This window comes from Vibrio sp. sp1 (genome assembly GCF_016920955.1).
Lineage (GTDB): Bacteria > Pseudomonadota > Gammaproteobacteria > Enterobacterales > Vibrionaceae > Vibrio > Vibrio alginolyticus.
Map to the genome: position 1 here is coordinate 2,209,962 of NZ_CP060589.1, position 24,818 is coordinate 2,234,779.

General features: G+C 45.0%; 25 protein-coding genes. 21 read left to right on the top strand and 4 right to left on the bottom strand.

The window, feature by feature from the left end; translation table 11 throughout:
* The first annotated feature begins 801 nt into the window (after positions 1-801).
* From H9L11_RS10350 to pgpA, 14 genes are all read left to right on the top strand, one after another.
* The gene (locus tag H9L11_RS10350) at positions 802-2,091 is read left to right on the top strand and encodes an NCS2 family permease (protein ID WP_005381592.1); all 1,290 of its coding nucleotides are present in this window, start codon (positions 802-804) and stop codon (positions 2,089-2,091) included.
* A 264-nt stretch (positions 2,092-2,355) separates the two neighbouring features.
* Entirely contained in the window at positions 2,356-2,820 is a 465-nt protein-coding gene (gene tet(34), locus H9L11_RS10355) for an oxytetracycline resistance phosphoribosyltransferase domain-containing protein Tet(34) (protein WP_005381590.1), read from the top strand.
* 91 nt (positions 2,821-2,911) lie between these two features.
* Complete coding sequence (gene frsA / locus H9L11_RS10360; protein WP_033905834.1) at positions 2,912-4,159, top strand: esterase FrsA; 1,248 nt, start codon at positions 2,912-2,914, stop codon at positions 4,157-4,159.
* A gap of 115 nt (positions 4,160-4,274) precedes the next feature.
* Positions 4,275-4,664, top strand: coding sequence for a sigma factor-binding protein Crl (gene crl, locus H9L11_RS10365; protein ID WP_005381584.1), 390 nt, complete (start codon positions 4,275-4,277; stop codon positions 4,662-4,664).
* 121 nt (positions 4,665-4,785) lie between these two features.
* The gene (gene proB / locus H9L11_RS10370) at positions 4,786-5,925 is read left to right on the top strand and encodes a glutamate 5-kinase (protein ID WP_033905836.1); all 1,140 of its coding nucleotides are present in this window, start codon (positions 4,786-4,788) and stop codon (positions 5,923-5,925) included.
* 17 nt (positions 5,926-5,942) lie between these two features.
* Entirely contained in the window at positions 5,943-7,193 is a 1,251-nt protein-coding gene (locus H9L11_RS10375) for a glutamate-5-semialdehyde dehydrogenase (protein ID WP_033905839.1), read from the top strand.
* A gap of 206 nt (positions 7,194-7,399) precedes the next feature.
* On the top strand, positions 7,400-7,849 hold the full coding sequence (nrdR, locus tag H9L11_RS10380; RefSeq protein WP_005381578.1) for a transcriptional regulator NrdR: 450 nt from the start codon (positions 7,400-7,402) through the stop codon (positions 7,847-7,849).
* Between the two features lie 7 nt (positions 7,850-7,856).
* Positions 7,857-8,984, top strand: a complete 1,128-nt coding sequence (gene ribD, locus H9L11_RS10385; RefSeq protein WP_033905840.1) for a bifunctional diaminohydroxyphosphoribosylaminopyrimidine deaminase/5-amino-6-(5-phosphoribosylamino)uracil reductase RibD — start codon at positions 7,857-7,859, stop codon at positions 8,982-8,984.
* Between the two features lie 8 nt (positions 8,985-8,992).
* A complete protein-coding gene (locus H9L11_RS10390) occupies positions 8,993-9,646 on the top strand; it encodes a riboflavin synthase (RefSeq protein WP_005383626.1) in 654 nt (217 codons plus the stop codon).
* Between the two features lie 173 nt (positions 9,647-9,819).
* Positions 9,820-10,929 (top strand): bifunctional 3,4-dihydroxy-2-butanone-4-phosphate synthase/GTP cyclohydrolase II, encoded by a 1,110-nt coding sequence (ribBA, locus tag H9L11_RS10395; RefSeq protein WP_005381573.1) that lies wholly within the window; start codon positions 9,820-9,822, stop codon positions 10,927-10,929.
* A gap of 169 nt (positions 10,930-11,098) precedes the next feature.
* Complete coding sequence (gene ribE / locus H9L11_RS10400) at positions 11,099-11,569, top strand: 6,7-dimethyl-8-ribityllumazine synthase (protein ID WP_005381572.1); 471 nt, start codon at positions 11,099-11,101, stop codon at positions 11,567-11,569.
* The gene (gene nusB, locus H9L11_RS10405; RefSeq protein WP_005381571.1) at positions 11,569-12,036 is read left to right on the top strand and encodes a transcription antitermination factor NusB; all 468 of its coding nucleotides are present in this window, start codon (positions 11,569-11,571) and stop codon (positions 12,034-12,036) included. Before ribE ends, nusB begins: the two co-directional genes overlap by 1 nt.
* A gap of 78 nt (positions 12,037-12,114) precedes the next feature.
* The gene (gene thiL, locus H9L11_RS10410; protein ID WP_033905841.1) at positions 12,115-13,080 is read left to right on the top strand and encodes a thiamine-phosphate kinase; all 966 of its coding nucleotides are present in this window, start codon (positions 12,115-12,117) and stop codon (positions 13,078-13,080) included.
* A gap of 91 nt (positions 13,081-13,171) precedes the next feature.
* Entirely contained in the window at positions 13,172-13,678 is a 507-nt protein-coding gene (gene pgpA, locus H9L11_RS10415) for a phosphatidylglycerophosphatase A (protein ID WP_031780838.1), read from the top strand.
* Positions 13,679-13,725: 47 nt separating this feature from the next.
* Here the strand turns inward: pgpA and dxs are convergent, their stop codons facing one another.
* From dxs to xseB, 3 genes are read right to left on the bottom strand one after another with little or no spacing between them, the layout of a single operon-like run.
* A complete protein-coding gene (dxs, locus tag H9L11_RS10420) occupies positions 13,726-15,591 on the bottom strand; it encodes a 1-deoxy-D-xylulose-5-phosphate synthase (protein WP_033905842.1) in 1,866 nt (621 codons plus the stop codon).
* 20 nt (positions 15,592-15,611) lie between these two features.
* Positions 15,612-16,496: a (2E,6E)-farnesyl diphosphate synthase gene (ispA, locus tag H9L11_RS10425; RefSeq protein WP_033905843.1), complete on the bottom strand. Its 885-nt coding sequence runs from the start codon at positions 16,494-16,496 to the stop codon at positions 15,612-15,614.
* A 21-nt stretch (positions 16,497-16,517) separates the two neighbouring features.
* The gene (xseB, locus tag H9L11_RS10430) at positions 16,518-16,760 is read right to left on the bottom strand and encodes an exodeoxyribonuclease VII small subunit (protein ID WP_005381566.1); all 243 of its coding nucleotides are present in this window, start codon (positions 16,758-16,760) and stop codon (positions 16,518-16,520) included.
* Between the two features lie 263 nt (positions 16,761-17,023).
* Between xseB and pomA the strand changes: the two genes are divergently transcribed.
* The 7 genes from pomA to rlmM all read left to right on the top strand — a co-directional run bounded on the left by pomA (position 17,024) and on the right by rlmM (position 23,918).
* A complete protein-coding gene (gene pomA / locus H9L11_RS10435; RefSeq protein WP_005381564.1) occupies positions 17,024-17,785 on the top strand; it encodes a flagellar motor protein PomA in 762 nt (253 codons plus the stop codon).
* A 14-nt stretch (positions 17,786-17,799) separates the two neighbouring features.
* On the top strand, positions 17,800-18,747 hold the full coding sequence (locus H9L11_RS10440; RefSeq protein ID WP_033905844.1) for a flagellar motor protein MotB: 948 nt from the start codon (positions 17,800-17,802) through the stop codon (positions 18,745-18,747).
* A gap of 211 nt (positions 18,748-18,958) precedes the next feature.
* Positions 18,959-20,407, top strand: a complete 1,449-nt coding sequence (gene thiI / locus H9L11_RS10445) for a tRNA uracil 4-sulfurtransferase ThiI (protein WP_005383617.1) — start codon at positions 18,959-18,961, stop codon at positions 20,405-20,407.
* Between the two features lie 510 nt (positions 20,408-20,917).
* Positions 20,918-21,838 (top strand): transcriptional regulator GcvA, encoded by a 921-nt coding sequence (locus H9L11_RS10450; RefSeq protein WP_005383616.1) that lies wholly within the window; start codon positions 20,918-20,920, stop codon positions 21,836-21,838.
* Complete coding sequence (locus H9L11_RS10455) at positions 21,819-22,442, top strand: alpha/beta fold hydrolase (protein WP_033905847.1); 624 nt, start codon at positions 21,819-21,821, stop codon at positions 22,440-22,442. The genes H9L11_RS10450 and H9L11_RS10455 overlap by 20 nt, the downstream gene beginning before the upstream one ends.
* The gene (locus tag H9L11_RS10460) at positions 22,432-22,830 is read left to right on the top strand and encodes a DUF423 domain-containing protein (protein ID WP_033905848.1); all 399 of its coding nucleotides are present in this window, start codon (positions 22,432-22,434) and stop codon (positions 22,828-22,830) included. Before H9L11_RS10455 ends, H9L11_RS10460 begins: the two co-directional genes overlap by 11 nt.
* Positions 22,827-23,918 (top strand): 23S rRNA (cytidine(2498)-2'-O)-methyltransferase RlmM, encoded by a 1,092-nt coding sequence (gene rlmM, locus H9L11_RS10465; RefSeq protein WP_017820611.1) that lies wholly within the window; start codon positions 22,827-22,829, stop codon positions 23,916-23,918. Before H9L11_RS10460 ends, rlmM begins: the two co-directional genes overlap by 4 nt.
* 108 nt (positions 23,919-24,026) lie before the next feature.
* On the opposite strand, the gene xni is transcribed toward rlmM, so the two are convergent.
* Positions 24,027-24,809, bottom strand: a complete 783-nt coding sequence (xni, locus tag H9L11_RS10470; RefSeq protein ID WP_005381982.1) for a flap endonuclease Xni — start codon at positions 24,807-24,809, stop codon at positions 24,027-24,029.
* Between the last annotated feature and the right edge of the window lie 9 nt (positions 24,810-24,818).

Consider the following 24,818-nt stretch of genomic DNA (forward strand, 5'->3'; position numbering starts at 1 on the left):
ATTTTTTAATTCATAAAATTGTAATTTAATTACATATAAACTTTGATAAAGGTCAATTTATGTATTTTTTGTGATTCCAATCACTAAAATGCTTGTAATTAAATTTCTTGGTGGTATATTTGTAACCAGCTTCTGAGAGAAGAATGAAATGCTCAAAGGATGAGTCCGTTTTATCGCCTCCAAGGAACCGAGAAATCAACGAATGTTTAATTGATTTAAAAGGTGATAGTTATGAAAGGTTTACCAAGTACAATGTTCTGGAATAGCAAGTCTGTTTACACCGGTAACTTTGTATACCCAACAAGCTTTGGCTACTAAGTGAAGTCAACGCATGTGACTCGAACAGTTTGTTCACCCCTATAAATTGGAATTTTTTTTCAGTGATAGTGCTGACATGATTCACCGCCACCCAAATTGGGTGGCGTTTTTTTATCTCTATTTTCTCTTCCTGACTCACTTATTGCCATCAAAGCCTTCTTCTATTCCCCATTCTTCGGTTTTATCGACTTTTCCATCAAATCTGTTAGATACCATGTTTAAAATGGGCCTTTTTCATCTGAAAGTTTAGTACATTGCTCAGTTTTTATTCTCTTTTAGAGAACTGTGTTATCTGGGTTACCTATTGTTTTATAAGAATATATTTCTTTACTTGCTTTGATGGGTTAGAGAATGTGTTTCATATCCAAAGAAAAAAAACGCATTAGAGTGAAGATTCTATCTAGAATTTGCTATTTGATAACTTTATAATTCCCGCCAATCGATTACGCAACCGTTTACTTTTTACCTTTACAGGATTCGATCATGCTCGAGAGGCTTTTTAAACTCAGTGAAAATGGCACAAATGTGCGCACTGAGATCATTGCAGGTGTTACGACCTTCCTAACTATGGCTTACATTATTTTTGTAAACCCAGCGATCCTGTCGGATACCGGTATGGACCGTGGCGCCATTTTTGTCGCAACTTGTCTTGCTGCCGCAATCGGCTGTTTTATCATGGGATTTGTTGCCAATTACCCAATCGCACAGGCACCAGGAATGGGCCTGAACGCATTTTTTACTTACTCTGTTGTATTGGGAATGGGTTATACGTGGCAAGTTGCGTTGGCGGCTGTATTTGTTTCTGGCCTTCTGTTCATTCTTTTAAGCGTATTTAAGATCCGTGAGTGGATTATTAACTCGATCCCGCATTCTCTACGAACAGGTATTTCAGCTGGTATTGGTCTTTTCTTAGCGTTTATCGCATTAAAAAATGCAGGTATCGTCGTTGATAACCCAGCGACATTAGTTTCTATGGGAGAGATCACATCATTGCCATCTGTATTGGCCGCGATTGGCTTCTTTCTTACGATTGCACTGGTTCACCGTGGTGTGAAAGGTGCGGTGATGATCGCCATTCTTGGCGTTACAGCGCTTGGTCTTCTATTTGGTGATGTGCAGTGGGGCGGTATTATGTCAACGCCACCAAGCATTGCGCCAACTTTCATGCAACTGGATTTCTCTGGTTTGTTTGAAGTAGGCATGATTTCCGTCGTATTTGCTTTCCTATTTGTCGATTTATTTGACACCGCAGGTACGCTCGTTGGCGTTTCTCAAAAAGCTGGTCTAACTGACGAGAATGGCAACATCCCTCGTTTAAACAAAGCGTTACTTGCAGACTCAACAGCAACGTCAGTAGGTGCATTACTTGGTACCTCCAACACGACATCTTATATTGAAAGCGTTTCTGGTGTAGCTGCGGGTGGGCGTACTGGTCTAACAGCCGTGGTTGTTGGTGTACTCTTCCTACTTGCTCTATTGTTCTCACCACTTGCGGGTATGATCCCTGCTTATGCAACGTCAGGTGCGCTATTCTATGTGGCGATCTTGATGCTGTCTGGGCTAGTAAGCATTGATTGGCGTGACCTAACTGAAGCGTCCCCAGTTGTTGTGACTTGTTTAGTTATGCCGCTAACATTCTCGATTGCAGAAGGTATCACGTTAGGCTTTATCGCATACGCGGCGATCAAGTTATTCAGCGGTAAGGGCCGTGAAGTGTCGATGAGTGTATGGGTGATGTCAGCCATCTTCATCGTTAAATACCTCGTCGGTTAATTTCTCGAGCAAAAAGCCAGTGTGGATTTATTCACGCTGGCTTTTTCTTTTTTTACGTTGTTCACAGAAGACGGTTTTTCTGCGGAATAGGCAGAGAATTTTGATATCACCGTTGGTATTAGCGGTGTGTTTCGGTAGAATAATCGTTTGCGCAGCTTGAAATCCTCGTCTCCAAACATTTTGGAGAAGTTAGTGAGCATTCCGCTTTTGAGTGACTTCGCTAGATTTTGAGGATGCATATTTTCAAATTATTAGGTTATTACAATGAGTAAAAAATTCATTATCACTTGGGATGCAATGCAGACTTACTGCCGTGAACTGGCTGAAAAACAAATGCCAGCTGAGCAATGGAAAGGAATTTGGGCGGTAAGCCGCGGCGGTTTGGTTCCTGGCGCTATTTTGGCTCGTGAACTGGGTATTCGTTACGTTGATACAATCTGTATTTCAAGCTACGACCATGATCATCAGCGCGACATGACGGTACTAAAAGCACCTGAAGGTGATGGCGAAGGTTACCTAATCGTTGAAGACCTAGTAGACAGTGGTGATACAGCGCGCAAACTACGTGAGATGTATCCAAAAGCGAAAATGATCGCTGTGTGTGCGAAACCATCAGGCAAAGAGCTGCTGGATGATTACGTTGTAGATATTGCTCAAGACACTTGGATCGAGCAGCCTTGGGATATGTCAATCCAGTATGCTGAGCCAGTAAACCGCAAGCAAAAATAAACGCGGTTAAAGAATATTGAGAAATGCCCCTTTATAGGGGCATTTTTTTTATTATGATATTAAATCATGCTAATAGCCTAGGGTTCTTCCTATGTCTGAAGACGTCAGTAAAAATCTTTCCGAAACTTTGTTCGTGAAACATAAGCAAGCAAAAGAAACCTCCGCGCTTACCCAGTACATGCCGACCAGTAAAAAAATACTTGATGAACGAGAAGCGCAGGGTGATCGTGCTTGGTATCGTCATTTGCGTCGCTTGCAATGGGCTTGGCAAGGATTGTCTCCGATCGAAATGGAAGGCGTACTGTCCAAAATTGCTTCATCTTCTCACTCGCGAACCAATGATGATTGGTTGGACACTGTAATGGGTTATCACAGTGGTAACTGGACATTTGAGTGGATCAAGCTTGGTATGGCTCATCAGAAGCGAGCAAATGAAATGCAAGGAGAAGAGGCAGCGGATGAACTCTTCACTGCTTCTTTGTGTTTTAGTATTGCAGGCTACCCACATTTAAAAAATGACAACTTGGCATCGCAGGCTCAAGTACTGGCAAACAAAGCGTATTCTGACGGCGCAGAAAAAACTAAGTACACCATCAAGCAAATTGAAGTGCCTTACCAAAATCGCAAAATCATCGCGAACCTCCATTTACCAAGAACGGATAAACAGTTGCCTGTGGTCATGGTGAGCGCTGGTTTGGATACTCTACAAACCGACATGTGGCGTTTGTTCCGTAATCGTCTTGCACCGCGAGATATTGCGATGTTAACCGTAGACATGCCTTCAGTAGGGCATAGCTCTCATTGGCCCTTGACCGAGAATTCAAGTTGCCTACATCAAGCGGTATTGAATGAGCTTTACTCGCTACCTTGGGTTGATCATCACAAAGTGGGGTTAGTTGGGTTTCGTTTTGGTGGTAATGCCATGATCAGACTCTCTTTTGTTGAGCAAGAAAAGATCAAAGCTTGTGTCGCTCTAGGCGCACCCGTACATGATATTTTTACTTCCCCTCAGAAGTTACAAAAAATGCCGAAGATGTACCTAGATCTTTTGGCTTCCCGTTTGGGGAAAAATGCGGTTGATATTAATAGCATGGCTGGTCAGATGATGGCGTGGTCATTGAAGGTTCAGGGCTTCCTGAGCAGTCGAAAAACCAAAGTGCCTATTTTGGCTTTGAGTCTTGAGGGCGATCCAGTGTCGCCACACAGTGATAATCAACTTGTTGCTCTATTTAGCCAGTATGGTAGAGCGAAAAAAATCAGTTCCAAAACAATTACAAAAGGATATGAGCAATCCCTCGATTTAGCCATAAAGTGGCTAGAAGATGAATTATTAGGGTGACAATTCTCCTAAATTAGTTAAGAGTGATATATCTGAGCAAAAAATAAGCTCATGATAATTAAAAATAATAATCATTCTTGGGTGTTTACTTTTAACTATGAAAACGGAGATTCATATGTCAGAGACGACTCAGGGCCCGACTCACTTTCGCTTGATGTCAAAGTTGAAGGCGATAGGGCCTTACCTGCGCGAACCACAATCGCAAGAAGGGCGCTATTATTTTGATTGTTTATCTGTATGTGTAGACGACAAAAAATCGCCTGAGAAGCGTGAATTTTGGGGCTGGTGGATGGATTTGGAATCCATCGAGGGAGGCTTTACTGCTAAATATCATATTGGCAAGTACAACAAAGAAGGGCAATGGGTATCTGAAGCCCTTCCCAAAAAAGTGGTAGAGGAAGTGTATCTCACGCAGAGCACATTCCATCAAAAGCTGGTTGATACTTTAGAAGAACACTTCAAATTAGAAGTCGAATATCACACGGAGTCTTTCGATTTCGCTTAATTTGGTTGTTTTCATTTAATACCAAACAAAAAGGTGCGAAAACGCACCTTTTCTCTTGTTAATTCCCTATTTGATTGTTAAAACATCCTCTCTTTATTTGTTTTTCACTTCAGAAGACATCATGACAACGAATCAACAAAATGCAGTTGTTTCACAACCACAAACTGTCGTTGTGAAACTGGGTACAAGTGTGCTGACAGGCGGCACTCTGGCACTCGACCGTGCACACATGGTTGAGTTAGCACGCCAGTGTGCTGAGCTTAAAAAACAAGGCCATTCAATCGTAATGGTTTCGTCTGGTGCGATTGCAGCAGGCCGTGAGCATCTTGGTTACCCCGCATTGCCCAACGAGATGGCGAGTAAGCAGTTACTTGCCGCGGTGGGGCAGAGCCGCTTGATTCAAACATGGGAGTCTTTGTTTGGTATTTATGGTATCAAGATCGGCCAAATGTTACTAACCCGTGCCGATTTAGAAGATCGTGAGCGATTCCTTAACGCGCGTGACACTATTAATGCGCTCGTCGCGAACGATATTGTTCCTATCGTAAACGAAAATGATGCCGTTGCGACTAGCGAGATTAAAGTTGGCGATAACGACAACCTTTCCGCTTTGGTAGGCATTTTATGTGGTGCAGATAAGCTCTTGCTTTTAACGGACCAAAAAGGTCTGTTTACTGCTGACCCTCGTAAAGATCCGAACGCAGAGCTTATCAAGGAAGTAAAAACCATCGACGACACGCTGCGTAAAATCGCAGGTGGAAGCGGTACAACATTGGGTACTGGTGGTATGGCAACGAAGCTGCAAGCCGCAGACATCGCTCGCCGCGCAGGTATCGAGGTTATTATTGCTGCTGGTAGTGCGCCGAATGTTATCTTTGACTCTTTAAGTGCTGAACCTCAGGGCACGCGCTTCCTACCTTGCTCTGAAGCCTTAGAGAACCGTAAACGCTGGATTCTAGCGGGACCTGCGGCATCGGGCGACATCGTTATTGATGATGGTGCAGTCAATGCTGTGGTTGGCAAGGGCAGTAGCCTACTTGCTAAAGGGGTCATCAAAGTTAGTGGTGACTTCGCACGAGGCGAAGTGGCGCGTGTAACAAACACTCACGGTAAGTTGGTGGCTCGTGGCATCAGCGCCTACTCAAGTGATGACCTAACTAAAATTACGGGTAAGCACAGTAAAGATATCATCTCTATTTTGGGTCATGATTATGGCTCTGAGGTGATTCACCGCGATGATTTGGTCGTCATTCAGGAATAGAATTAGAGGGAAGCAAAGTGGATTTAACGAATATGGGTAAAGCTGCTAAAGATGCAGCTTTCGAATTAGCGACAGCGTCAACTGCGCAAAAGAACCAAGCATTAGCCATCATTGCTGATGAGCTAGAAGCAAGCTCTGCTGCTATTTTGGCGGCAAACGCTAAAGACATCGAACTTGGCCGTGAAGCGGGTTTAACCGATGCGCTGCTCGATCGCCTTTTGCTTAATGAAGAACGATTGACTGCAATTGCGAATGATGTTCGCAACGTCATTAGCTTGAACGATCCTGTAGGCAGCGAAATAGACAGTAAGGTACTGGAAAATGGGATGTCACTGTCTCGTCGTCGTGTGCCGCTTGGTGTCGTGGGCGTAATTTATGAAGCGCGTCCAAACGTAACCATTGATATTGCAGCGTTGTGCTTGAAAACCGGCAACGCAAGTATTTTACGTGGTGGCAAAGAGACCTTTTTCTCGAATATGGAATTAGTGAAGGTTATTCAGTCTGCGCTCGCAAAGGCGAACCTTCCAGCCGCTTCTGTGCAGTACATTGAAAAACCAGATCGTGAGCTTGTTTCTCAATTGCTTAAGTTGGACGATTACGTCGACATGATCATTCCACGCGGTGGTGCTGGCCTACACAAAATGTGTAAAGAAAACAGCACGATTCCGGTGATTATTGGTGGCTTTGGTATCAGCCATATCTTTGTCGACGAATCCGCTGATCTAGAGAAATCCCTGAATGTGGTTGAGAACTCTAAAGTTCAACGTCCATCTGCGTGTAACTCATTAGATACGCTGCTCGTGCATGAAAAAATTGCAGCGCAATTCCTACCAATGATCGTAGAGCGCATGAACGATAAAGTGACCTTCGTGACAGAGCCTAAGGCAAAAGCACTGATGGCTCAAGCAACACAAATTCGCGATGCTGTTGAAGGTGACTTTGATACGGAATGGTTGAGCTACACTCTTGGTGTAAAAGTTGTGTCTGATGTGAAAGATGCCATTGATCATATGCGTGTCCATAACGCGAGCCACTCAGATGCGATCATGACCAATAGTTTGGAAAACTCAGAACTGTTCATCAATTCTGTCGGTTCGGCGGCGGTTTATGTGAATGCTTCAACGCGCTTTACAGACGGTGCGCAATTTGGCCTTGGCGCAGAAGTCGCAGTATCTACGCAAAAGCTACATGCACGCGGTCCGATGGGCTTAGAAGAGCTAACTAGCTACAAGTGGGTTGGTAAAGCGAACTACTTAGCACGCAGTTAACACATTCGACGAGATCTTGAGTGAAAAAGGGGCCTTTGCGCCCCTTTTTGTTTTGTCTAACATACCAATTCCGCTACACTACATGAGCTTTTATTTCGGTTTGAAAGCGTTATACCCAAATAGCTTTAATAGAGTCCGTATAACCATGAACGCGTGGTTATCCGTGATTGCTCATGAGGTTATTTTGGTATAGATATGGAGGTGATATGCATTGTCCTTTTTGTTCCGAGAACGATACCAAAGTTATTGATTCCCGCTTAGTGGCTGATGGCCATCAAGTTCGACGTCGCCGTCAGTGCTTGGCGTGTAGCGAGCGTTTCACTACGTTTGAAAGCGCAGAGTTAGTGATGCCTAAAGTGATCAAATCGAATGGCAACCGTGAACCATTTGATGAAGATAAAATGGTTGGCGGTATTCAACGCGCTTTAGAGAAACGCCCAGTGAGTGCCGATTCTATAGAGTTAGCGATCAGTATGATCAAATCACAACTGCGTGCGACGGGTGAGCGAGAGGTTCCGAGTGAAATGATTGGTAATTTAGTCATGGACCAGCTCAAAGAGCTCGATAAGGTGGCTTACATTCGTTTCGCTTCCGTTTACCGCAGCTTTGAAGATATTCGCGAGTTTGGCGAAGAGATTGCCCGCCTAGAAGACTGAGTAGCTCATGACTCAACACACTCTTGAAAGAGCGTTTTCTGATTTAGATTTCGCCATGATGTCACGAGCTATTAAGTTAGCGAAACGTGGCATTTATACCACCGCCCCTAATCCAAATGTAGGGTGTGTCATCGTTCGTGATGAAGAAATTGTCGGTGAAGGCTATCACCATCGTGCTGGTGAGCCGCATGCCGAAGTGCACGCGATGCGCATGGCGGGTGAAAAAGCAGTTGGTGCAACCGCTTATGTGACGCTAGAACCTTGCTCTCATTACGGCCGTACACCGCCATGTGCCGAAGGGCTGATTAAAGCCAAAGTGGCACGTGTGGTTTGCGCCATGGTAGACCCAAACCCGAAAGTTGCAGGTCGCGGCATCCAGATGTTACGTGATGCAGGAATTGAAGTACAAATCGGCTTGTTAGAGCAAGATGCCCTTGCCCTTAACCCTGGTTTTATAAAGTACATGCGTACAGGCATGCCGTTTGTTCAATTAAAAATGGCAGCCAGTTTGGATGGGCAAAGCGCACTCAGTAATGGTCAGAGCCAATGGATCACCTCCCCTGCGGCCCGCCAAGATGTGCAGCGTTATCGAGCGATGAGTGGTGGTATTCTCTCTACCAGCAAAACGGTGATTGATGATAATGCGTCACTCAATGTGCGTTGGGATGACTTACCTACCAGTGTTCAAGCGCAGTATTTACGAGAAGAACTTCGTCAACCAGTACGTGTAATCTTAGACCGTCAGAACCATTTAACGGGTGCGCTCAAGCTGTTCCACACCGATGGAGAGCGAGTTATTATTCGCTCTGATGGAGACTGTATCCCTCTATTGGACAGCGCTGACCAAATTGACTTATCAACGACATTAAAACGTATCTCGGATGAGCACCACATCAATCACTTATGGGTTGAAGCTGGAGCTACGCTAGCGAGTGCGATGATAAAGGCTAATCTTGTAGATGAGCTCATTGTTTACCTTGCGCCAAAACTCATGGGCAGCGATGGTCGGGGGCTTATCGGTGCTTTAGGGTTAAGCGCTATGGCTGACGTCATAGATTTAAACATTACAGACGTTCGTATGGTTGGGGTAGACATTCGCATCACCGCCACCATAAAACGTAATGAAATTAGATAAGAAATAGTATGTTTACAGGAATAGTAGAAGCAGTTGGCAAGTTAGCTGCGATTACGCCGAAGGGCGAAGACATCACCGTCACGGTTGAAACGGGTACGCTTGATATGTCAGACGTTAAGTTAGGCGATAGCATTGCGACCAATGGTGTTTGCTTAACGGTAGTTGACTTCGGAAGCCACTATTACAGTGCTGATCTGTCATTAGAAACCTTGAAGAAAACTGGGTTTGCTGATTACCAAGTAGGCGATAAGGTGAATCTAGAAAAAGCCATGTTGCCAACAACGCGATTGGGTGGACATATCGTTTCTGGCCATGTCGATGGGGTTGGTGAAATTGTCGAACGCAATTCAGTTGGCCGTGCGATAGAGTTTTGGGTTGCAATGCCTGCGGAAATTAGCAAGTACGTTGCAGAGAAAGGCTCGATTACTGTTGATGGTATTAGCCTAACCGTCAACGACTTACGTAAAAATGCTTTTAAGCTGACGATCGTTCCTCATACGAGTGAAGAAACTACGATTGACCAGTTTCAAGTGGGGCGCAAAGTCAACTTAGAAGTTGATGTACTTGCGCGTTATATGGAGCGTTTACTGCAAGGACAACAAGAAGATAAGGCCGAGTCTCGTATCACGATGGACTTTTTACAGCAAAACGGTTTTGCATAAGTCTTGGGAGTGGCTGCGTGAGGCATGCGATAAAGAGCAGACTCACAGAACACCGCGAGATTCATTGACTTGCTTAATGCAAAGCTCAAACTATTGACCTAACTAGCATTCACTGCAACGTAATTTTTCATTGCTGTCGCAATAACAAATTTAGAATAACGGGATAACAGACTATGCCAATCAGTACGCCACAAGAAATTATTGATGATATTCGCGCAGGCAAAATGGTCATCCTAATGGATGATGAAGACCGCGAGAATGAAGGTGACTTGATCATGGCTGCCGAGCATATTACGCCGGAAGCCATCAACTTTATGGCAACCTATGGCCGTGGCCTGATTTGTTTAACCATGACCAAAGATCGTTGCGAAAGTCTAGGTCTGCCACCAATGGTGCAAGACAATAATGCGCAATACACCACCAACTTTACTGTTTCGATTGAGGCAGCAGAAGGGGTAACGACGGGTATTTCAGCCGCAGATCGCGCACGTACCGTTCAAGCAGCAGTCGCGCCAAACGCTAAAGCTGCGGATTTGGTGCAGCCTGGTCACATCTTCCCTCTCGCAGCTCAAGACGGCGGTGTACTGACTCGCGCAGGTCACACTGAAGCTGGCTGTGATTTGGCTCGTCTTGCTGGTTTAGAGCCAGCATCGGTGATTGTTGAGATCTTAAATGACGACGGCACGATGGCTCGTCGCCCAGATCTAGAGATCTTTGCAGAGAAGCACGGTATTAAATTGGGCACTATTGCCGACCTAATTGAGTACCGCAATAACACTGAGACAACGATTGAACGTGTGGCTGAGTGCAAGTTACCGACAGAGTTTGGCGAGTTCACGTTAGTCACGTACAAAGACACCATTGATAACCAAGTGCACTACGCAATGTGCAAGGGCGATTTGAAAGAAAAAGCGCCACTGGTTCGCGTACATCTTCAAGACGTTTTTACCGACTTACTACGTAGCGATCGTAATGCAGAGCGCAGTTGGACACTAGATAAGGCAATGAAACGCATTGGTGAAGAGGGCGGTGTGTTGGTTGTTCTTGGCCATGAAGAATCGACTGATCTACTTATTCATCGCGTGAAGATGTTCGAAGCGCAAGACAAAGGTGAAGCCCCAACGCTTGCTAAAAAACAAGGCACGTCTCGCCGTGTTGGCGTTGGTTCACAGATTCTTGCGGATCTCGGTGTACATGATATGCGCCTTCTGTCATCGACCAACAAAAAGTACCACGCGTTAGGTGGTTTTGGTCTGAATGTTGTTGAGTACGTCTGCGAGTAACAACCGAACAATAAGTTCCTAGTCTTTGACGTGCTTAACTCGTCAATGGCTAGGAACCGGTGATTTGCCTCCAATTTCCATTAGATATTGCTCACAAATTTGTGCTAGAATCCGGCGATTCTCACTTGATGAACATATTTCACTTATAAATAGAGTTAAAGGAAAGCTTATGAAAGTGATCGAGGGTGGCTTCCCAGCGCCAAATGCAAAAATTGCTATCGTTATTTCTCGTTTCAACAGTTTTATTAACGAAAGCCTACTTTCTGGTGCGATCGATACACTAAAGCGTCACGGACAAGTAAGCGAAGACAACATCACGGTTGTGCGTTGTCCAGGTGCCGTAGAACTACCTCTAGTAGCTCAGCGTGTTGCTAAAACTGGCAAATTCGACGCTATTGTTTCTCTAGGGTCTGTTATTCGCGGTGGAACGCCTCACTTTGACTATGTTTGTAGTGAAATGAACAAAGGTCTAGCACAAGTGTCTATGGAATTCAGCATTCCAGTAGCATTTGGTGTTTTGACTGTTGATACGATCGATCAAGCGATTGAACGCGCAGGAACCAAGGCTGGTAATAAAGGTGCAGAGGCTGCACTAAGCGCACTTGAAATGATTAATGTACTATCTGAAATTGATTCCTAATGGGGGCCAGTGTGAAACCAGCCGCACGTCGTAACGCACGTCAATTCGCTCTACAGGCGATCTACTCATGGCAAATTACTAAAGAGAATGTTGCCAAGATTGAAGAACAGTTTTTGTCTGGCGACAAATACGATGAAGAAGAACTTCATGCATCTGAGCCAGCGCTTGCTGCTCCAGAGACAGACGTAGCTTACTTCCGTGAACTATTAAGCGGTGTTGTACTTAGCCACGCTGAGCTAGATAGCAAAATTCGTCCATACATCTCTCGTCCTATGCAGGATTTAGATATGATGGAACTTGCTCTTCTTCGCCTTGCTATGTACGAGATGACTCGTCGCGAAGATGTTCCTTACAAAGTTGTTATCAATGAAGCGATTGAACTTGCAAAAGTTTTCGCAGCAGAAGATAGCCACAAGTTTGTGAATGGTGTACTTGATAAAGCAGCACCTCACATTCGTAAGAAATAACGATTTCTTCAATGAAAAGGTCAGCACATGCTGACCTTTTTTGTATCAAAAGCTTTTACATCAAAAAGTAAGTGAATTATGTCTGGTGAATTTAATCTGATAGACAAGTACTTCGTCGGTCGTCAGAGCCAACGTAAAGATGTCCATCTAGCCGCTGGTGATGATTGTGCTTTGGTCAAAGCGCCAGCTAATGTTCAGATTGCGATTAGCACGGATACATTGGTAGCTGGAACGCATTTCTTAGCCGACGCGAACCCAGCATGGGTCGCACACAAAGCATTGGCTTCTAACATAAGTGATTTGGCGGCGATGGGCGCAACGCCTGCATGGGTGAGCTTTGCATTAACGATGCCTGAGCCAGATGAAGAATGGCTTGCTCCTTTCTGTGATGCATTTTTCGAACTGGCTGATTACTATGGTATTCAGTTAATAGGCGGTGATACCACCAAAGGTCCATTGTGTCTGACACTCACGGTGCAAGGTTTTGTACCTGAAGACAAAGCGCTCACGCGATCCGGCGCAAGGCCTGGGGATTGGGTATATGTAACGGGAAACCTTGGCGATGCAAAAGCTGGCTTGGATGTGATTCTAGATGACTCTCTGCGCAGCAGAGCCGGCGCGGAAGCACTAGAGCGAGCTCATTACCTTAGTTCTCCGCGTGTGCTTGCTGGACAAGCTCTTGTTGGCTTAGCCTCTTCTGCGATAGATATTTCAGATGGTTTAATCTCTGATATTAAGCACATTTTACAGCGATCTCAGGTTGGGGTGAGTATTGATGTCTCTCAGCTACCGATCTCTTCAGAATTAGTCCAGTTTTTAGATGATAAGATCAGCGCGCAGCAGTATGCTTTAGCAAGTGGCGAAGAATACGAGTTGTGTTTTACCGTGCCGGAGCAAAATCGAGGCTCGTTACAAAGTGCTTTATCTCATACTGGCTGTAAGGTCACATGTATTGGTCAAATCCGACCAAATGGAACCTTCGAGCTGCATGATAACAATCAACCACTTGATTGGGACTTAAGTGGCTTCGACCACTTTAAATGATCTGAGCTAAGCTCTAGCCAAGAGCCTGTTACTATTGAGCAACTCACAGGCATGACGATTGAAACCAAACTAGCAGTATAGGTTTAAGGATATGACCAACCCTCTTTCTCTTATTTCATTAAAGAACCCGTGGCATCTATTGGCGACGGGTTTTGGCAGTGGATTATCCCCGTTTATCCCTGGAACAATGGGCACACTGGCGGCCGTGCCTTTCTTTTTGTTGTTGGCACAATTACCATTTACGGCGTATGTCATTGTTGTTCTGATTTCGTGTGTGATCGGCATTCAAATATGCCAAGTGACCTCTGCAGACATGAAAGTACATGATCATGGTTCAATCGTATGGGATGAGTTTGCAGGCTTTTGGATTACGATGAGCATTGTACCTGCACTGAATATTCCACTCACTGAATGGAAGTGGTTGATCACTGGCTTCATCTTATTTCGTTTTTTCGATATGGTAAAACCTTGGCCAATTGGGTGGCTAGATAAGCGAGTTCACGGTGGGCTGGGTATTATGGTTGATGATATCGTGGCGGGAGTTATGGCCGGTGTTGCCCTGTTTCTAGTCGCAAAATATGCGGGCTGGATGAATTAAACGTTGACCGTAAAAAAAGGGATGCTATGAGCATCCCTTTTTACATTCTATTTTGCTAAATAATCCAAGATGGATTTTTCAATTCCTTTTGCATCGAGACCAAGCTCTTCATGCAGTTCATCTTGTGTTCCCTGATGAATAAACTCATCTGGTAAACCTAGGTTCAACACAGGTTTAATGATTTTATCTTTCATCATGAACTCAACGACACCAGCACCAGCACCACCCGCGATAACATTTTCTTCTAACGTCACGAGCACGTCATGATCTGTGGCTAATTGACGAATTAATGCTTCATCGAGCGGCTTCACAAAGCGCATATCAGCAACAGTGGCGTTAAGGTATTCTGCCGCTTCTAGCGCGTTACCCAAGAAAGTACCAAAGTTCAGAATAGCAACTTTTTCACCTTGGCGAACCATGCGCCCTTTACCGATTTCTAACGCCGTAAACTCAGTTTCGATTTCTACGCCCATGCCGCTACCACGAGGGTATCGAACCGCACTCGGGCCAGAATGCTTATGGCCAGTGTAAAGCATTTGTCGGCACTCGTTTTCGTCGCTTGGCGCCATGATCACCATGTTCGGAATACAGCGCATAAAGCTTAGATCGAACGCACCTTGGTGAGTTTGACCATCTGCGCCAACGAGACCTGCGCGGTCGATCGCAAACATCACTGGTAAGTCCATGATCGCGATGTCGTGGATCAATTGGTCATAACCACGTTGCAAGAAAGTCGAATAGATAGCAACGATTGGATGATCGCCCGCAATTGCCATGCCTGTTGCCAGTGTCACTGCGTGCTGCTCAGCAATCGCCACATCAAAGTATTGGTCTGGGTACTCTTTTGAGAAACGCACCATACCTGATCCTTCGCGCATTGCTGGCGTAATTGCCATTAGCTTAGGATCTTGGGCCGCCATGTCACATAAAAAGTCACCGAAGATCTTTGAGTAAGTTGGCTTACCGCCACTGCTCTTCGGTAAGCTATTGTTTGCCGGTGCGAACTTCGGCACTGCATGGTAGCCGATAGGATCTTTCTCGGCAGGCTCATAACCTTTGCCTTTCTTGGTCATGATGTGTAGGAATTGAGGACCTTTGAGCTCACGCATATTTTTCAGCGTTTTGACGAGTTCATTGACGTCGTGCCCATCAACCGGGCCAATGTAATTAAAGCCGAACTCTTCGAACAGAGTACCAGGCACCACCATGCCTTTTAGGTGTTCTTCCGTACGGCGAACCAACTCTTTAATAGGTGGAACACCAGACAACACTTTTTTACCGCCTTCACGGATAGAAGTGTACAAGCTACCAGAAAGTACTTTTGCAAGGTGGTTATTCAGGGCGCCGACGTTTTCTGAAATAGACATTTCGTTGTCGTTCAAAATCACCAACATATCAGGATGAACGTCGCCAGCGTGGTTCATGGCTTCGAATGCCATGCCTGCTGTAATTGCGCCATCACCAATCACACTGACGATTTTGCGACCTTTACCTTCTTTTTGTGCGCTGATGGCCATGCCAAGACCTGCACTAATCGATGTCGAAGAGTGGCCGACAGATAAGGTGTCATATTCACTTTCTTCACGCCAAGGGAAAGGGTGTAGACCATCCTTTTGGCGAATTGTTGGCATTTTATCGCGACGTCCGGTGAGGATTTTGTGCGGGTAAGCCTGATGACCAACATCCCAGATCAATTTGTCGATAGGGGTGTTGTAAACATAATGCAGAGCGACAGTTAGCTCTACGGTGCCTAAGCCAGACGCTAAGTGTCCGCTAGATTGGCTCACTGAATTTAGCAGATACGTTCGCAGTTCATCACACAGATTTGGTAATGTTTCTTTCGGAAGAAGACGTAATTCTTCCGGTGTATTTGCTAACGCCAGTGTTGGGTACTTTGAAATATCAAGAGTCATATAAATGCGCGCTTATAGTGTTAATTTTTGCGCTCGATGACATATCGGGCGAACTCTTCGAGTAACTGAGTATTGTATGGGATAGCTTCCAATGCTTGAAGTGCTTCCTGTAACAGAGTGTGAGCTTTCTCTATGGCTCCCTCTAAACCCAGCAGGGAAGGATAAGTGCTCTTATTCAGACCTTGGTCGGAACCTTGAGGCTTACCCAGTGTTTCTGTGTCACTGATGATATCAAGAATATCGTCTTGAACCTGAAACGCCAAACCAATTGCTTTTGAGTAGCGCTCCAAGTGAGGTAGAACCTCGATACCTTTCTCACCAGCAGCTAATGCACCTAATTTTACCGCACAATCAATCAGAGCTCCGGTTTTTTTACGGTGTATCTCTTCCATTTCTTCAAGAGAAACTTGGCGATTTTCCGCGCCTAAATCTAAGGCTTGCCCTACACACATGCCGCTGGCACCAGAGGAATGCGCTAAGGCTTTGATCATGCTGATGCGTTGAGCTTCTGCCGCCGGGCTTAATTGACCATCAGCAATAATAGTGAAGGCAAGGGTTTGTAGTGCATCACCTGTCAGTATTGCGGTTGCTTCATCAAACTTAATATGACAAGTTGGTTGACCTCGACGCAGTTCATCATCGTCCATGGCTGGCAGATCATCATGAATGAGTGAGTAGGCATGTATACATTCGATAGCAGCGGCGGGGGTGTCTAAGTCTTCAGGTTTACAGCCGAGCATTTGACCTGTGATGTAAACAAGAAAAGGGCGAACGCGTTTCCCACCTAGCAAAAGGCCGTATTTCATTGCTTGAATCAATGGCTGCTCTTGATATGGAAGCTGATCGAGCCACAAATTCAATTGCTGATTGTTTCTTTGTTGAAAAGACGTCAATGTCTGTTGCATCACATTGCTCACTACTGATTGTTATTCTGAATCTGGTTTGAAGTCACTCAGTGGTGCTTCATCATCTTCACTAAGAAGAATGCTCACGCGCTGTTCGGCGTCGCTTAATTTAGTTTGGCCTGCACGAGCTAAGGCAATGCCTCGTTCAAACTTACGCAGGGCATCATCTAGAGCAAGATCGCCATTTTCTAATTGATCAACCAAGCTATCAAGCTCTTCAATGGTTGCTTCAAAGGTCATGTTTTCTGGTTTCTTGACCGCCATCTTTTTTCTGCCTTAATCAAGCCTCGGGTAAGATGCACGAAAGTTACCTTAGCCTAGTAACTTGGTCAAATTTAACCTTATATAATTGTCACAAAATTAGCGTTCAACGAGTCTAAGCGGTGAAACCCCATATTTTGGTTGAGGTTGTTAAGTGTAATTTGTGATCCATTAGCTAAGATTTTTCTAAAAATTCTGCGCGAGTTGTCGATACAGGTAATAATCCGCCCAATGGCAGTATTTGAGTATAGCGTGAGGAGTGCTTTGTGGATTTAGCAACCCTATTAGGTTTGATTGGTGGTTTTGCATTCGTCATTATGGCGATGGTGCTTGGTGGCAGCATCGGCATGTTTGTCGATGTCACGTCGATCCTTATTGTCGTTGGTGGCTCAATATTCGTCGTGTTGATGAAGTTCACAATGGGACAGTTTTTTGGTGCGACAAAGATTGCTGGCAAAGCCTTCATGTTTAAAGCGGATGAACCCGAAGACCTGATCGCAAAAATTGTGGAAATGGCCGATGCGGCGCGTAAAGGTGGTTTTCTTGCTCTTGAAGAGATGGAAATAAACAACACATTCATGCAGAAAGGCATTGATCTACTGGTTGATGGCCATGATGCCGACGTTGTGAGAGCGGCACTCAAAAAAGACATCGCGCTTACGGATGAACGACATACGCAAGGTACTGGTGTATTTCGCGCCTTTGGCGACGTTGCTCCTGCGATGGGAATGATTGGCACCTTGGTTGGTCTTGTTGCGATGCTTTCAAACATGGATGATCCAAAAGCGATTGGACCAGCAATGGCCGTTGCACTCTTGACCACATTGTATGGCGCGATCCTGTCCAATATGGTGTTTTTCCCTATTGCGGATAAGCTTTCTCTTCGTCGTGACCAAGAAACGCTAAATCGCCGTTTGATCATGGATGGCGTATTAGCGATTCAAGATGGCCAAAACCCGCGAGTGATCGATAGTTACTTGAAGAACTACCTCAATGAAGGTAAACGTGCCCTTGAGATTGACGAGTAACTTGGAGAGTCGTGATGGATGATGAAGATAACAAATGCGATTGTCCGCCACCTGGCCTCCCGTTATGGATGGGGACATTCGCAGATTTGATGTCGCTACTGATGTGTTTCTTTGTTCTTCTGCTCTCGTTTTCTGAGATGGATGTACTGAAGTTCAAACAAATTGCAGGATCAATGAAATTTGCTTTCGGTGTGCAAAATCAGCTTGAAGTGAAAGACATTCCCAAAGGTACTAGCATTATTGCCCAAGAGTTTCGACCGGGTCGGCCGGAACCAACTCCGATTGATGTCATCATGCAGCAAACCATGGACATCACTCAGCAGACGCTCGAATTTCATGAAGGGGAGTCTGATCGAGCTGGTGGCACAAAACGTGATGAAGGCAAGTTAACGGGTGGGCAATCGGCAGAAACGTCAACTCAAAACAATGAGTCTGCCGAAGCGGACATGCAACAACAGCAATCTAAAGAGATGTCGCAAGAGATGGAAACCTTGATGGAAAGCATCAAGAAAGCCTTAGAACGAGAGATTGAACAAGGCGCCATTGAAGTTGAAAATCTCGGTCAGCAGATTGTTATACGTATGCGTGAAAAAGGTGCATTCCCAGAAGGTTCGGCTTTCTTGCAGCCTAAGTTTCGTCCTTTAGTTCGTCAGATTGCAGAGCTAGTAAAAGACGTGCCAGGCATTGTTCGAGTATCTGGCCATACAGACAATCGACCGCTAGACTCGGAACTTTATCGTTCTAACTGGGATCTCTCTTCTCAGCGTGCAGTATCAGTCGCGCAAGAGATGGAGAAAGTGAGAGGCTTCTCTCATCAACGTTTGAGAGTGCGGGGTATGGCGGATACGGAGCCCTTGTTACCGAATGATTCTGATGAAAATCGTGCGCTTAACCGACGGGTTGAAATCAGCATTATGCAAGGCGAGCCTCTCTACAGTGAAGAAGTGCCAGTAATTCAATAACTAGGCTTTAGTTTTAAGTCAGTAAAGAGGTAAGAAAGCGAGCAGATTGCTCGCTTTTTTTGTTTTTCCAATCCGCTTGGGTGTATAATCTTGCGCCTTAAAAGTGAGCTCAGACTACTTTTTGTGACTGAAACGCGGTTTTACTGCGTATGAAGTATTGAAGTTGAGTGTCACTCTTTGTTGATTGCGAAACTAACCTGCGAATTAGACTATGAAATTTATTGTAAAGCCCCATCCAGAAATTTTTGTAAAAAGTGAATCTGTGCGTAAGCGCTTCACAAAGATTTTAGAGTGCAACATTCGTAACATCATTAAGAGCCGCACGGAGTCTGTCGCGGTATTTAACCGTCGTGATCACATTGAAGTGACCTCTGAGAGTAACGAATTCCACGCTGAAGTTCTTGAGGTTTTGACTCATACACCAGGCATTCACCACGTACTGGAAGTGAAGCAAACTGAATTTAAAGACTTGCACGATATCTTCGAGCAAGTGCTAGAACTCAACCGTGCTGCACTCGAAAATAAAACCTTTGTTGTACGTGCGAAGCGTCGTGGCAAGCATGACTTTACCTCTATTGAACTAGAGCGTTATGTAGGCGGTGGTTTAAATCAAGCGATTGAAAGCGCTAGTGTTAAGCTACGAAACCCAGACGTGACGATCAAGGTAGAAGTCTCGAACGACAAGCTAAACCAAGTATTGTCTCGTCATAAAGGCCTAGGTGGTTTCCCACTGGGTACGCAAGAAGACGTGTTAAGCCTGATCTCGGGTGGTTTCGATTCTGGTGTTTCAAGCTATCTTCATATCAAGCGTGGTTCAAAAGTACATTACTGCTTCTTTAACTTAGGTGGTCCAGCACACGAAATCGGCGTTAAGCAGGTTTCTCACTACCTATGGAACAAATACGGTTCTTCAGCAAAAGTACGTTTTATCTCAGTTGATTTCGAGCCTGTGGTTGCGGAAATCCTAGAGAAAGTCGATGACGGCCAAATGGGCGTGATCTTGAAGCGTATGTTTATGCGTGCAGCAGGCATGATCGCCCAGAAGATGAAGATCGAAGCATTGGTAACAGGTGAAGCGCTAGGTCAAGTATCGAGCCAAACGCTAACCAATCTACGCCACATCGATAACGTAACAGACACGCTGATTCTGCGTCCGCTTATCAACTGGGATAAAGAAGACATCATCAATCTAGCACGTGAAATCGGCACAGAAGATTTCGCAAAGACAATGCCAGAATACTGTGGTGTTATCTCTAAGAAGCCAACCGTGAAAGCGGTGAAAGGCAAGCTAGAAGCTGAAGAAGAGAAATTCGACTTTAGTATCCTTGAGCAAGTGGTTCAAGAAGCTCGCATGATGGACATTCGTGATATCGCGAAAGAGTCTGAGCAAGCCGCACCAGAAGTAGAGCAAGTTCAAGCGGTAGAAGAGCACGCGGTTGTGCTAGATATTCGTAGTCCTGAAGAGGAAGACGATAACCCACTTGAAATCGAAGGTGTGGATGTGAAACATATCCCTTTCTACAAGCTGGGTACACAGTTTGGTGACTTAGACCAGTCTAAGACATACCTACTTTACTGTGACCGCGGTGTGATGAGCCGTCTGCAAGCGCTTTACTTGCAAGAGCAAGGCTTCAGCAACGTAAAAGTTTACCGTCCATAGCTGACTGTTAAAATACGTTAAAAGGCGCAAATTGAGACATCAATTTGCGCCTTTTTTGTTTTTGATCGCGTTACAGACAACCATTACTTAGCATAATGTTGAGGCTCATCGCAAAGCCATACACTTTGTGTTGATATAACGATAATTAATCCGAAAGAAGAGTAATAAAGTGATATTGCTGCCAGATATGCGGATGAGATTTTTGATAGATAAAAAAACACCGCCTAATTTAGGCGGTGTAACAAATTTGACAGACAGGTCAAAAATAAATACAGGAAGTATATGTTTTGTCACAGGGAGTGTGGACAAAACATTATGGTAGAAATCTACCTAACTCGAAATACGAGTTTGCAAACACAACATCGCAACAACGAAGCCAATTGATTTCCAAAGAAATCAAGCCGTTCAGGCCCGTGTTGCGGGGTGAAATATAGAATTTATCTGGCTGTTCGACAACGGACATTTTATAATGTTTCAGATTAAAAAAACTAATCCTATTAGAGGTCCCATATGTCTCGCAGATTGCCTCCATTAAATTCGCTTCGAGTCTTCGAAGCGGCTGCTCGTCATCTCAGTTTTACACGAGCAGCAGAAGAGTTATTTGTTACTCAAGCCGCGGTCAGTCACCAGATTAAAGCGCTTGAAGAGTTCTTATCATTGAAGCTCTTCCGTCGACGTAATCGTTCTTTGTTGTTAACAGAAGAAGGCCAAAGTTACTTTCTCGATATCAAAGATATTTTCACCTCGATTGCGGAAGCGACAGATAAGGTGTTGGAACGTAGCGAAAAAGGGGCATTGACGATTAGCCTACCGCCGAGTTTTGCTATCCAATGGCTTGTACCTCGTTTGGCCGATTTTAATGCTCAAGAGCCCGATATCGATGTACGTATTAAAGCCGTAGATATGGATGAAGGCTCACTGACTGATGATGTTGATGTGGCGATCTACTATGGCCGTGGGAACTGGCCAGGTTTGCGAGCAGATAAATTGTACCAAGAGTTTTTGATCCCACTTTGTTCACCTTCATTACTTTTGGGTAACAAACCATTAGAATCTTTAAGTGACCTCAAATTACATACTTTGTTACACGATACTTCGCGTAAAGACTGGAAGCAGTTTGCTCGTCATTACAACATTGAAGGCATCAACGTAAACCACGGTCCTATTTTTAGTCACTCAACGATGGTGCTACAGGCTGCTGCGCACGGTCAGGGGGTCGCGCTCGGTAACAACGTACTCGCCAAACCTGAAATGGAAGCCGGACGACTCATTGCACCATTCGACGAGGTGTTGATATCTAAGAATGCATTCTATGTGGTGTGTCATGAACAGCAGGCAGATATGGGCCGAATCGCAACGTTTAGAGACTGGATGTTAGCAACCGCGAGAAAAGAACAAGAGGAAGTATTGGATGAATCACTGGATAGCTGAGGGGTCTGAAAACGGACCGCTGTTTATTTTTGCTCACGGCGCAGGTGCGGGGATGGAGCATGACTTCATGACAGCTGTCGCCAAAGGATTAGTGGAGCAAGGTATTCGTGTAGTGCGTTTTAATTTCCCTTACATGGTGAAACGTTCGGAAGATGGCAAAAAGCGTCCGCCCGATCGCGCGCCAAAGTTGCTCGAAGCATACAGCGAAGTGATCGCTCACTTTACTTCTTCTCCCGTGGTTATTGGTGGTAAGTCAATGGGCGGTCGTATGTCGAGCTTGTTGGCTGAAAATGAGCTGGTGGCGGGCATTGCCTGTTTAGGGTTTCCATTTCACCCGCCAGGAAAGCCAGAGAAATACAAAGGCGAGCACTTAGCAACCATTGAGAAACCTACGCTGATTCTGCAAGGGGAACGAGACACCTTTGGTAAGCGTGAGGAATTCGATGATTTCGTCCTTTCGTCACAAGTAACGGTGAGCTTTTTACCTGATGGTGACCACAGCTTCAAACCGCGCAAGATCTCAGGTCATACTGAAGTGGGTAACATTGCACTCGCGATAGAGCAGTTAGCGGCGTTTATAAAAGAGGTGTACAGTGAAAAGTAAGTGGTTACTCTCATTCTCTGCTCTGTCTGGGCTGATTTCGGTCGCTCTTGGAGCATTTGCTGCTCATGGGCTAAAAGCGACACTGGCCCCTTATTTGCTCGGTGTATTTGAGACCGGAGTTCTGTATCAATTTATTCACACGTTGGCGATTGTGTTTTGTGCCATTCTGCTTCTGCTCCATTTGGGACAAAAAGCACAAAAATATTTTTTCATTGCGGCGATTTGCTTTATTATCGGCATCTTTTGTTTTAGCGGCAGTCTTTACGCGCTGGCGCTGACGGGCATTAAGTGGTTTGGGCCAATTACTCCTGTGGGAGGATTACTGTTCATGATTGGTTGGTGTCTGTTCTTTTTTGCTGCGTTCAATATCAAAGAGGTCTCCAAGTGAAACAACTAATGCTCTATTGCCGTTCTGGCTTTGAGAAAGAGTGTGCTGGTGAAATTCAGGACAAAGCGACACAGTTGGAAGTGTATGGCTTCCCTCGTGTGAAGAGAAACTCAGGTTATGTTGTCTTCGAGTGTTACCAAGATGGAGATGCCGACAAACTTGCGAGAGGTTTAGACTTTAAGTCTTTAATTTTTGCTCGACAAATGTTTGCGGTAGCAGCTGAGTTTCAATCGTTGCCAAGTGATGACCGCATTAGTCCAATTTTGAATGAACTAGCAGACATTGAAGCATTCCCTCGTTGTGGTGATTTGAGAATTGAAACGCCAGATACAAATGAAGCGAAAGAGCTACTGAAATTCTGCCGTAAGTTTACCGTCCCAATGCGTCAAGCGTTGCGCGGCAAAGGCTTAATGCTGAACAAAGATAACGCGAAAAAACCAGTACTGCACATTTGCTTTGTTGAGCCTGGCCACTGTTACGTTGGTTACTCTTACACTGACAACAACTCACAGTTCTTCATGGGTATCCCTCGCCTTAAATTCCCAGCAGACGCTCCAAGTCGTTCAACACTTAAACTGGAAGAAGCATTTCATGTCTTTATTCCACGTGAAGAGTGGGATGAGCGTTTGGCACCAGGTATGTGGGGTGTGGATTTAGGTGCATGTCCAGGCGGTTGGACGTACCAATTAGTGAAGCGCTCAATGTTCGTTCACTGCGTTGATAACGGCATGATGGCAGACAGTTTGATGGAAACTGGCCAGATCAAACACCATATGGTGGATGGCTTTAAGTTCGAACCAGACCGCAAGAACGTAACATGGATTGTTTGTGACATGGTGGAAAAGCCAGCTCGTGTTGCTCACCTGATGGGACAGTGGCTGTTAAAAGGTTGGGCAAAAGAGGCCATCTTTAACCTTAAGCTGCCAATGAAAGGGCGTTATGACGAAGTGCTGCAAGACCTTGAAAATCTGAAGCAGTTCCTCATTGATAATAAGGTAAAGTTCAAGCTACAAGCTAAACATTTGTATCATGATCGTGAAGAGATCACGATTCATATCCAATGTCTGTCGAATATTTCACCTTACTAACTTTATTCCCTGAGTCTTTTAGGGATAGTGATTAGAATAGAAAAAGCGCCTTCAAATGGCGCTTTTTTAATATCTGAGGGTTTCATGGTGTGAAACTACCATCGGGCACTACTCCGCTTTGTTTGGCCCTAAAAAGCGAATATCTTGCAAGTTAAAGCCTAGTTCTATATCGCACTTTAAAGCGGCGACGCGTTTACATAAACGAGCAGACTCAATGTGCTCATCCAATTTTTTACGGTATTTCGGTACGAGATCTTCACTAGCGTAGGCAGCTTCAATACTCTCAAACTGAGTGAGAATCTCTTTCGCTGCTTTCGGGCCAATTCCAGGTACGCCCGGAACCTGGCTAGAGCTTATCCCTGTCAATCCCCAGTAATCCGCTAGTTGACTTGGTTTTACGCCGAACTCTTTTTCGATAAATGGTTCATCTAACCAACGATGTTGGAAATAATCACGGATTTGTAGGGTAGGGGAAAGTAGCTGGCAGTAACCTTTGTCAGTCGAAACGATGGTGACTTTTTCACCATGGCTGGCCACTTTCGTTGCGAGTGTAGCAACCAAATCATCTGCTTCATCGCCTTCAGACAGCAATGAATCAATACCTTGCTCCCACCACGCTTGTTGAATCGCATCTAACCCTTGCAGTAGTGGCAGAGGCATTGGTTTTCGGTTTTGCTTATAGTCAGGGAGAATTTCAGCGCGCCAACCTCTATCTTGTTCGTGGTGATCAAAAACTGCGATGATGTGTGTCGGGTTGGCCTCTGACAGAATGCGAGTGAGGGTTCTTTGCGTTGTGGTTATGGTTCTTGCTATGTCGGTTGGATCTGGTTGTGCTGAGTGCACTCGGCGGATCAGGTTTAGGGCATCAATGATAACAAGATGAATAGACATAATGACTTA

Bases quoted from the DNA above. Each gene is read 5' to 3' on its own strand.
- ispA (WP_033905843.1), bottom strand. From the start codon at position 16,496: ATGCAACAGACATTGACGTCTTTTCAACAAAGAAACAATCAGCAATTG.
- ribE (WP_005381572.1), top strand. From the start codon at position 11,099: ATGAAAGTGATCGAGGGTGGCTTCCCAGCGCCAAATGCAAAAATTGCT.
- H9L11_RS10450 (WP_005383616.1), top strand. From the start codon at position 20,918: ATGTCTCGCAGATTGCCTCCATTAAATTCGCTTCGAGTCTTCGAAGCG.
- dxs (WP_033905842.1), bottom strand. From the start codon at position 15,591: ATGACTCTTGATATTTCAAAGTACCCAACACTGGCGTTAGCAAATACA.
- xseB (WP_005381566.1), bottom strand. From the start codon at position 16,760: ATGGCGGTCAAGAAACCAGAAAACATGACCTTTGAAGCAACCATTGAA.
- proB (WP_033905836.1), top strand. From the start codon at position 4,786: ATGACAACGAATCAACAAAATGCAGTTGTTTCACAACCACAAACTGTC.
- H9L11_RS10455 (WP_033905847.1), top strand. From the start codon at position 21,819: ATGAATCACTGGATAGCTGAGGGGTCTGAAAACGGACCGCTGTTTATT.
- H9L11_RS10350 (WP_005381592.1), top strand. From the start codon at position 802: ATGCTCGAGAGGCTTTTTAAACTCAGTGAAAATGGCACAAATGTGCGC.
- H9L11_RS10440 (WP_033905844.1), top strand. From the start codon at position 17,800: ATGGATGATGAAGATAACAAATGCGATTGTCCGCCACCTGGCCTCCCG.
- nrdR (WP_005381578.1), top strand. From the start codon at position 7,400: ATGCATTGTCCTTTTTGTTCCGAGAACGATACCAAAGTTATTGATTCC.
- H9L11_RS10390 (WP_005383626.1), top strand. From the start codon at position 8,993: ATGTTTACAGGAATAGTAGAAGCAGTTGGCAAGTTAGCTGCGATTACG.
- thiI (WP_005383617.1), top strand. From the start codon at position 18,959: ATGAAATTTATTGTAAAGCCCCATCCAGAAATTTTTGTAAAAAGTGAA.
- ribD (WP_033905840.1), top strand. From the start codon at position 7,857: ATGACTCAACACACTCTTGAAAGAGCGTTTTCTGATTTAGATTTCGCC.
- pgpA (WP_031780838.1), top strand. From the start codon at position 13,172: ATGACCAACCCTCTTTCTCTTATTTCATTAAAGAACCCGTGGCATCTA.
- frsA (WP_033905834.1), top strand. From the start codon at position 2,912: ATGTCTGAAGACGTCAGTAAAAATCTTTCCGAAACTTTGTTCGTGAAA.
- nusB (WP_005381571.1), top strand. From the start codon at position 11,569: ATGGGGGCCAGTGTGAAACCAGCCGCACGTCGTAACGCACGTCAATTC.
- ribBA (WP_005381573.1), top strand. From the start codon at position 9,820: ATGCCAATCAGTACGCCACAAGAAATTATTGATGATATTCGCGCAGGC.
- thiL (WP_033905841.1), top strand. From the start codon at position 12,115: ATGTCTGGTGAATTTAATCTGATAGACAAGTACTTCGTCGGTCGTCAG.
- crl (WP_005381584.1), top strand. From the start codon at position 4,275: ATGTCAGAGACGACTCAGGGCCCGACTCACTTTCGCTTGATGTCAAAG.
- xni (WP_005381982.1), bottom strand. From the start codon at position 24,809: ATGTCTATTCATCTTGTTATCATTGATGCCCTAAACCTGATCCGCCGA.